This is a genomic window from Nonomuraea sp. NPDC049784 (assembly GCF_040659615.1).
Taxonomy (GTDB): domain Bacteria; phylum Actinomycetota; class Actinomycetes; order Streptosporangiales; family Streptosporangiaceae; genus Nonomuraea.
In genome coordinates, this window is record NZ_JBFAMX010000553.1 from 1 (window position 1) to 6,837 (window position 6,837).

General features: G+C 70.0%; 6 protein-coding genes and 1 pseudogene. 3 read left to right on the forward strand and 4 right to left on the reverse strand.

The features are described from left to right. From AB0J09_RS51520 to AB0J09_RS51535, 4 genes and pseudogenes are all read right to left on the reverse strand, one after another. A pseudogene (locus AB0J09_RS51520) lies at positions 1 to 319 on the reverse strand (N-acetylmuramic acid 6-phosphate etherase); the annotation flags it as partial. After that, positions 316 to 1,134 carry an ABC transporter permease gene (locus AB0J09_RS51525; RefSeq protein WP_360708985.1) on the reverse strand — a complete coding sequence of 273 codons (819 nt, stop codon included), beginning with the start codon at positions 1,132 to 1,134 and terminating at the stop codon, positions 316 to 318. The pseudogene AB0J09_RS51520 and the gene AB0J09_RS51525, both read right to left, overlap by 4 nt. After that, a complete protein-coding gene (locus AB0J09_RS51530) occupies positions 1,131 to 2,081 on the reverse strand; it encodes an ABC transporter permease (protein ID WP_360708988.1) in 951 nt (316 codons plus the stop codon). Before AB0J09_RS51530 ends, AB0J09_RS51525 begins: the two co-directional genes overlap by 4 nt. Next, positions 2,081 to 3,628 carry an ABC transporter substrate-binding protein gene (locus AB0J09_RS51535; protein WP_360708991.1) on the reverse strand — a complete coding sequence of 516 codons (1,548 nt, stop codon included), beginning with the start codon at positions 3,626 to 3,628 and terminating at the stop codon, positions 2,081 to 2,083. Before AB0J09_RS51535 ends, AB0J09_RS51530 begins: the two co-directional genes overlap by 1 nt. Positions 3,629 to 3,713: 85 nt before the next feature. On the opposite strand from AB0J09_RS51535, the gene AB0J09_RS51540 reads away from it, so the two are divergent. The 3 genes from AB0J09_RS51540 to AB0J09_RS51550 form a co-directional block, all read left to right on the forward strand. Continuing rightward, positions 3,714 to 4,598: a MurR/RpiR family transcriptional regulator gene (locus AB0J09_RS51540; protein WP_360708994.1), complete on the forward strand. Its 885-nt coding sequence runs from the start codon at positions 3,714 to 3,716 to the stop codon at positions 4,596 to 4,598. Between the two features lie 57 nt (positions 4,599 to 4,655). Further along, positions 4,656 to 5,537, forward strand: coding sequence for a sulfotransferase (locus AB0J09_RS51545; protein WP_360708997.1), 882 nt, complete (start codon positions 4,656 to 4,658; stop codon positions 5,535 to 5,537). A 55-nt stretch (positions 5,538 to 5,592) separates the two neighbouring features. Then, positions 5,593 to 6,837: arylsulfatase (locus tag AB0J09_RS51550; protein WP_360709000.1), on the forward strand; the 1,245-nt coding region annotated here is incomplete at its 3' end.

The following is a 6,837-nucleotide window of genomic DNA, read 5'->3' on the forward strand; positions in this document are numbered from 1 at the left end:
CGGGCGGCGAGAGCGCGATCGTGATGATCGCGAAGACCTGCTCGGGCGGGGTGCCGAACGTCGGCGGGCACTCGGAGGCGTCCAGCACGCCCAGCCGCCCCGGCGTCCCCGCGCCCACGTATACTAGCCGGCCGCCCCGCTCCATGCGCTCGGCCGTGGCCTCGATCGCCTCGGTGATCCGCGGCAGGGCCCGGGCCACCGCGCCGGGGACGGCGGCGTCGGCCGCGTTCATGGTGTCCGCCAGCTCGGCCACGCTCATCGTGTCGATCCCGGTGAAGCGGGGATCGGCCGACTCGGTCGTCAGTTCTGAGAGATTCACCGCTTGCCTCGGTTTCGCGGGTCGAGAGTGTCGCGCAGGCCGTCGCCGAGCAGGTTCAGCCCCACGACCAGCAGGACCACGACCGCGCCCGGCGCGATCAGCGTCCACGGGGCGATGAAGACCAGGCTGCGCGCCTCGAAGATCATCGAGCCGAGCGACGGCGCGGGCGGCGGCGTGCCCAGGCCGAGGAAGCTCAGCGACGCCTCCGTCAGCACCGCCCATGACAACGACAGCGCGATCTGGATGACGACGATCGAGGTGATGTTCGGCAGGACGTGACGGAGCATGATCTGCCAGCGGCTCATGCCGGTCGAGACGGCCGCCTTGACGTACTCGATCTCCCTGAGCGACAGCACCGGGCCCCGGGTGACGCGGATGAAGATGGGCACGTACACGATGGCGATGGCCACGGCGATCGTGAACCAGTTGCGGTCCAGCACCGAGGCCAGCGACAGCGCGAGCAGCAGCGGCGGGAACGCGAACAGCACGTTCGTCACCCCGCCGATCGCGCCGTCGGCGAAGCCGCGGTAGAAGCCGGACACGAGCCCGCCCAGCGTGCCCACCACGGTCGCGAACGCCACCGCGACGACCGCGATGAGCGCCGAGTTGCCCACCCCGGCCGCCACCCGCGAGAACACGTCCCGGCCGAACTGGTCGGTGCCGAACAGGTGGGCGCCCGAGGGCGCCATGAACCGCGACGGCGGGTGCTGCGCGATCGGGTCGTACGGGAGCAGCCCGGCGTACGACAGCGCCGCCACGGCGGCCAGCAGGACGAGGATCGCCGACCCCACCACCAGGGTGGGACTTCTCTTCACGACGCCCTCACTCGTGGGTCGATGATCCGATAGAGCACGTCCGTCAGCAGGTTCACCAGCACGAACGCCAGCGCGATCACCAGCACCGTGCTCTGCACGACCGCGTACTCCTTCTGCTGGATGCCCAGCAGCACCTGCCTGCCGATGCCAGGTACGGAGAAGATCTGCTCCACCACGACCGCGCCGCCCAGCAGGTAGCCGAACTGCAGGCCCGTCATGGTCACGATCGGCACGAGCGCGTTGCCGAGCACGTGCTTGACCTGCAGCCGCCGTTCGGGCACGCCCTTGGCGCGGGCGGTGCGGACGAAGTCGTTCGAGCGGACCTCCAGCACCGCCGTGCGGGTGGTGCGCAGGATCGGCGCCGCGATGCCGAAGCCCAGCACCAGCGCGGGCAGGAACATCTGCTGCAGGTTGAGCAGCGGGTCGTCGAAGAGCGTGGCGAAGCCCTGTCCGTTGGGGTTGAAGCCGAACGACGCCGCGAGGATCGACAGCAGCGTGGTGGCCAGCAGGAACGCCGGGACCGACAGCCCCGCCAGGCTCACGACCTGGCCGAGCGCGTCCCTGGACGAGTTCGTCCTGGACGCCGCCAGCATGCCGAGCGGCACGCCGATCAGCAGCGCCAGCACGATCGAGAGCACCGCCAGCTCGAACGTCACCGGCAGCGAGTGCAGGGTCAGGTCGAGCACGCTCTGCTGCTGGCGGGCCGAGTAGCCGAAGTTGCCCGTGAACATGTTGCCCAGCCACGAGAAGAACTGCGTGACCAGCGGCTGGTCGAGCCCGTAGTACTGCTCCAGGGCCTGCCGCTGGGCGGGGGTGAGCGCCGCGGCCTCGGTGCCGAGCCCCGCCGTGATCTGGTTGCCGGGGATCGCCCGGAGCATGACGAACACGAGCACGGCCACCCCGAATAGGGTCGCCACCGTGCTGACGACGCGGTTGCGGAGGCGCATCAGCTGACGGAGGTCGTCCGCAGGTACTGCAGCGAGCCGCTGGCCATCGGCACGAACCCCTGCACGCCGGCCGTCGTGGCGGTGTAGGTGTAGCCGGAGAACAGCCAGATCCAGGGCGCGTTCTCCTCCAGTTTGGCCGAGACCTGGTCGTAGATCGCCTTGCGGGCAGCCTCGTCGGTCGTCGCCTTGCCCTCGGCGAACAGCTTGTCCAGCTCGGGCGAGCTGTAGCCGGCGACCTTGTTCAGGTTGCCCTTGCTGGTGAAGTAGCGGCCGTAGGAGCCGTCGGGGTCGGGACGTCCACCGTTGAGCGCGACGGCCGCGTCGAAGTCGGCGGCCACCCAGCGGTCCACGAACGCGCCCGACTCCAGCACCTCCAGGTCCAGGTTGATCTTGGCCTCGGCGAGCTGCGCCTTGAGGTTCTGGGCCTCGTTGACCGAGGTCGCGTACTCGCCCTGGGAGACGATGGTCTTGACGGTCACCCCGCCGGACTTGCCCGCCTTGCTCAGGTACTCGGCCGCCTTGGTCAGGTCACGGGCCGGGCAGGGGCGCTTGTTCGGGTCCGACTTGAACAAGGGAGCCGTGATCGGCCCGGTCACCTCGCCCTCGCCCAGCGCGGCGGTGTCGAGCACCTGCTTGCGGTCGATCGCGCACTGGATCGCCAGCCGCACGTTGACGTCCTTGAGGTCGCCGTGCTGCGCGTTGAGCTGGAGCACGTGGTAGTTGAGCTGCGGCGTCTTGGTCACGGTGATCGTGCCGCCGCCCTCCGCGGTCTGCGCGACGAGCGGGTCGTTGAAGACCGCCAACTGCACGTTGCCCGACTGCATGGCCGACACGATGGACGACTCATCGGGGATGACCCGGAACTCGACCGCCGGTACCTTCGGCTTCTCACCCCAGTACGCGTCATTCCTGGCCAGCGTGATCGACTGGCTCGCCACGCGGTTCTTGACCTTGAACGGGCCCGTGCCGTTCGGGGTCGTGTTGAGCTTCTCCTCGGTGTCGTCGGAGGAGAGCATCGCCATGTTGACCGTGGCCAGGTTGGCGGGCAGGGCGGCGTCGGGCCCGGTCAGCTCCAGCACCACGGTGTTCGCGTCGGGCGCCTCGACCGACTTCACCGACGACAGCGACGCCCTGGCCACGGCCGCCGTCTTCTCGTCCATGATCTTGTCCAGCGACGACTTGACGTCCTTGGAATCGAACGTGCTGCCGTCGGCGAACGTGACGCCCTGCCTGAGCTTGAGGGTGAGCTTCTTGCCGTCGTCCGAGGTCTGCCACGACTCGGCCAGGCCGGGCACGACCTTCAGGTCCTTGTCGAACTCGGTGAGCGTCCCGTACAGGTTCTGCAGCACGTTCACGGCCTGGAATTGGGTGGCCTTCCAGGGGAAGAGCGTGTCCGGGTCGGAGGTGACGCCGACCACGAGGCTCTTGCCGGAGGCCGCGCCGGTGCCCGCGGGGGAAGAGCCGGGGGACGAGGATGACGAACAGCTGGTGAGGGCGATGGACAGCGCAGCGGCGATGCCGACCGCGGAGAAAGCGCCACGGGGCATGTGGTCTCCTCGGGGGAGTGGGTCATAAAATTACGCAGACCTTACCACCAGGGTACTTTCTTTTCCTTTACGGGGATGGGCGGCGATGGCCGAGGACGACGGGACCGTACTGATCCGCATCCGGGCTGCCATGCCCGCGCTGCGGCCGTCGGAGCGCCGGATCGCTGAGGAGTTCGTCGGCGATCCCACCGGCGCGGCCAACCTGTCCATCGCCGAGCTGGCCGCCCGCTGCGGGACCTCCACGACCTCGGTGGTGCGCTTCTACCAGCGCATGGGGTACGCCCACTACAAGGACCTCAGGATCGACCTGGCCAGGGCGGTGGCGCGCGAGGAGCTGACCAGGTCGAGCCTGCCGGAGGCGTCCGGCGACATCGACCGCCACGACAGCCTGGAGGGCATCGTCTCCAAGGTGGCGATGAACGAGACGCTGTCCATCGCCGACACGGCCCGCTCCTTGGACATGGAGGCGCTGGGCGCCGCGGTGTCGCTGCTGCTGGCGGCCCGCAGGATCGACAGCTTCGGCGTGGGCGCGAGCTCTCTCGTGGGGCTCGACCTGCAGCAGAAGCTATCGCGCATCGGGCGTACCGCCATCAACTGGCACGACTCACACTCGGCCTGGACGTCGGCGGCCACGCTCGACTCCGGCTGCGTGGCGGTGGCCGTCTCGCACACCGGCGCCACCGTGGACACGGTCGAGTTCCTCTCCATCGCCCGCAAGTCGGGCGCCTCCACTGTGGCCATCACGAACTTCCGCGACTCGCCGCTGGCCAGGGCGGCCGACGTGACGCTCACGACGGCCGCCAGGGAGACGAAGTTCCGCTCCGGCGCGCTGGGCAGCCGCATCGCGCAGCTCATGGTGGTCGACTGCCTGTTCACGGGGGTCGCGCAGGCGTCCTACGACGAGTCGATGGCGGCGCTGCGCAACACGTACGCGGTCGTGCACGCCCGCGTCGTCCACAAGCGCGGGTAGAGGTTTCACAGGCGGGATTCACCTGGGGTTCACGGGCACTCTCTACCTTTTAGGCCCATGAGCTGGAGGTACCGGGCCAACGCGACGCTGGAGGGCCTGACGGGATACACGTTGAAGCGGCGGCTGCAGAAGGCGCCGCCGAAACCACCGCCGCCGCCCCCGCTGGTGCTCCAGCGGCTGCCCGGCGACGTGGTGCGGCCGCCCGTCGATCCCGAGCACGACCGGCTGCTGCGCGAGCCGGTCTTCCTGCTGTCGTCCGTACGGTCGGGCTCCACGCTGCTGCGGGTCATGCTCAACAGCCACTCCCAGGTGCACTCGCCCATCGAGACGCACTTCAGGCGGGTCACCGTCGGGCTCGGCACCGATCCCGTACGGCAGGCCATGGAGGCGCTCGGCCACAACCACAGCGACATCGAGCACATCGTGTGGGACCGGCTGCTGCACCGCGAGCTGACCCGCAGCGGCAAGCCGATCCTGGCGGAGAAGACGCCGAGCAACGTGTTCGCCTGGCGGCGCCTCGCGGCCTGCTGGCCGGACGCGCGCTTTGTCTTCCTGCTGCGCCACCCCATGTCCATCGTGCAGTCCTGGCACGAGGCCGACCCGGAGAGGAGGCCCATGGAGGAGGCCGTGCCGCGCACGCTGAGCTACATGACCTATCTGGAGGAGGCCCGTACCCACCTCGAGGGGCTGACCGTGCGCTACGAGGAGCTGGTCGCCGAGCCCGAGCGCGAGCTGCGGCGGCTCTGCCTCTTCCTGGGGCTGGAGTTCGAGCCGTCCATGCTGAAGTACGGCAACAAGGACCACGGCGCCTTCGTCAAGGGCATCGGCGACTGGCGCGACAAGATCCGCGCCGGCACGGTCGTCGAGGGCCGCCCCCTACCCTCGGCGGACGAGGTGCCCGCCGAGCTGCGCGAGATGTGCCGTCTGTGGAACTACTGACAGTTCGCCGGTGGTTTGCCTGCCGTTCGCCGAAGCCTCCGATAGGTTGCCGTTCGTGATCGACGGGCCCTCGCGCCGTACCATGCTCGCCGGAACCCTCGCCGGCCTCGCCCTGCCCACTTCCGCCGAGGCGGCCACGGGCCTGCCCGCGCGCCCCAACATCGTCGTGATCCTGGCCGACGACCTCGGCTGGGGCGAGATCGGCAGCCAGGGGCAGCGCCTGATCAGTACACCGAACCTGGACCGGCTGGCGGCCGAGGGCGTGCGCTTCGAGACCGCGTACTCGGGAGCGCCACTCTGCGCGCCGTCACGCTGCGCCCTGCTCACCGGGCTGCACGCCGGCCACGGCACCGTACGCGAGAACCCGGAGGGCGGGCCGCAGCACTCGCTCACCGACGCCGACCTCACCTTCGCCGAGCTGCTGCGGCTGTCCGGCTACCGCACGGCCTGCATCGGCAAGTGGGGCTTCGGCCCCGACCGGCCGGGGCAGGCGTCCCATCCGAACGAGCGCGGCTTCGACGAGTTCTTCGGCTACATCGGCCACGCCCACGCCCACCAGTACTTCCCCGAGTACCTGTGGCACAACGGCGCCAAGGTGCGCCTCGGCGGCAGGTCGTACGCGCCGGACCTGTTCCGCCGGCGGGCGATCGAGTTCATCCGGCAGGCCGGCGACGACCCGTTCCTGCTCTACTTCCCCACCAACCTGCCGCACTCGCCGAGCGTGGTCCCCGGTGACGCGGGGCCGTACGAGCGGCGGCTGTGGAGCGGCCCCAACCGGCGCCACGCCGCGCAGGTGACCCGGCTCGACTCCGACGTGGCCGCGCTGGTGCGCGCGCTGCGCGACGCGGGCGTCGCCGACCACACGCTCGTCCTGTTCACCAGCGACAACGGCCCCCACCACGAGAAGGGCGTGACGCCGGAGCTGTTCGACTCCAACGGGCCCTTACGCGGCGTCAAGCGCCAGTTGTACGAGGGCGGCATCCGCGTGCCGATGATCGCCTGGTCACCGCGGTTACGGCCGCGCGTGGTCGAGCAGCCGGTGGCGTCGTGGGACGTGCTGCCGACGCTGGCCGATCTGGCCGGAGTGCCGGTGTCGGCCCACCTCGACGGCCTCTCCTTCCGCGGCCTGCTCACCGGCGACGGCGCGCCCAAGCACGACCACCTCGTGTGGAACCGGCCCCGCAAGATGCAGGCGATCCGCCGGGGCCGGTGGAAACTGCTCCGCTTCGCCCCGCACATCGCGGGCGCCGGGCCCGAGGGCCGGATCGAGCTGTACGACCTGGCCACCGACCCGGGGGAG

Coding starts and splice junctions, on each gene's coding strand:
- AB0J09_RS51540 (WP_360708994.1), top strand. CDS start 3,714: ATGGCCGAGGACGACGGGACCGTACTGATCCGCATCCGGGCTGCCATG.
- AB0J09_RS51530 (WP_360708988.1), bottom strand. CDS start 2,081: ATGCGCCTCCGCAACCGCGTCGTCAGCACGGTGGCGACCCTATTCGGG.
- AB0J09_RS51535 (WP_360708991.1), bottom strand. CDS start 3,628: ATGCCCCGTGGCGCTTTCTCCGCGGTCGGCATCGCCGCTGCGCTGTCC.
- AB0J09_RS51545 (WP_360708997.1), top strand. CDS start 4,656: ATGAGCTGGAGGTACCGGGCCAACGCGACGCTGGAGGGCCTGACGGGA.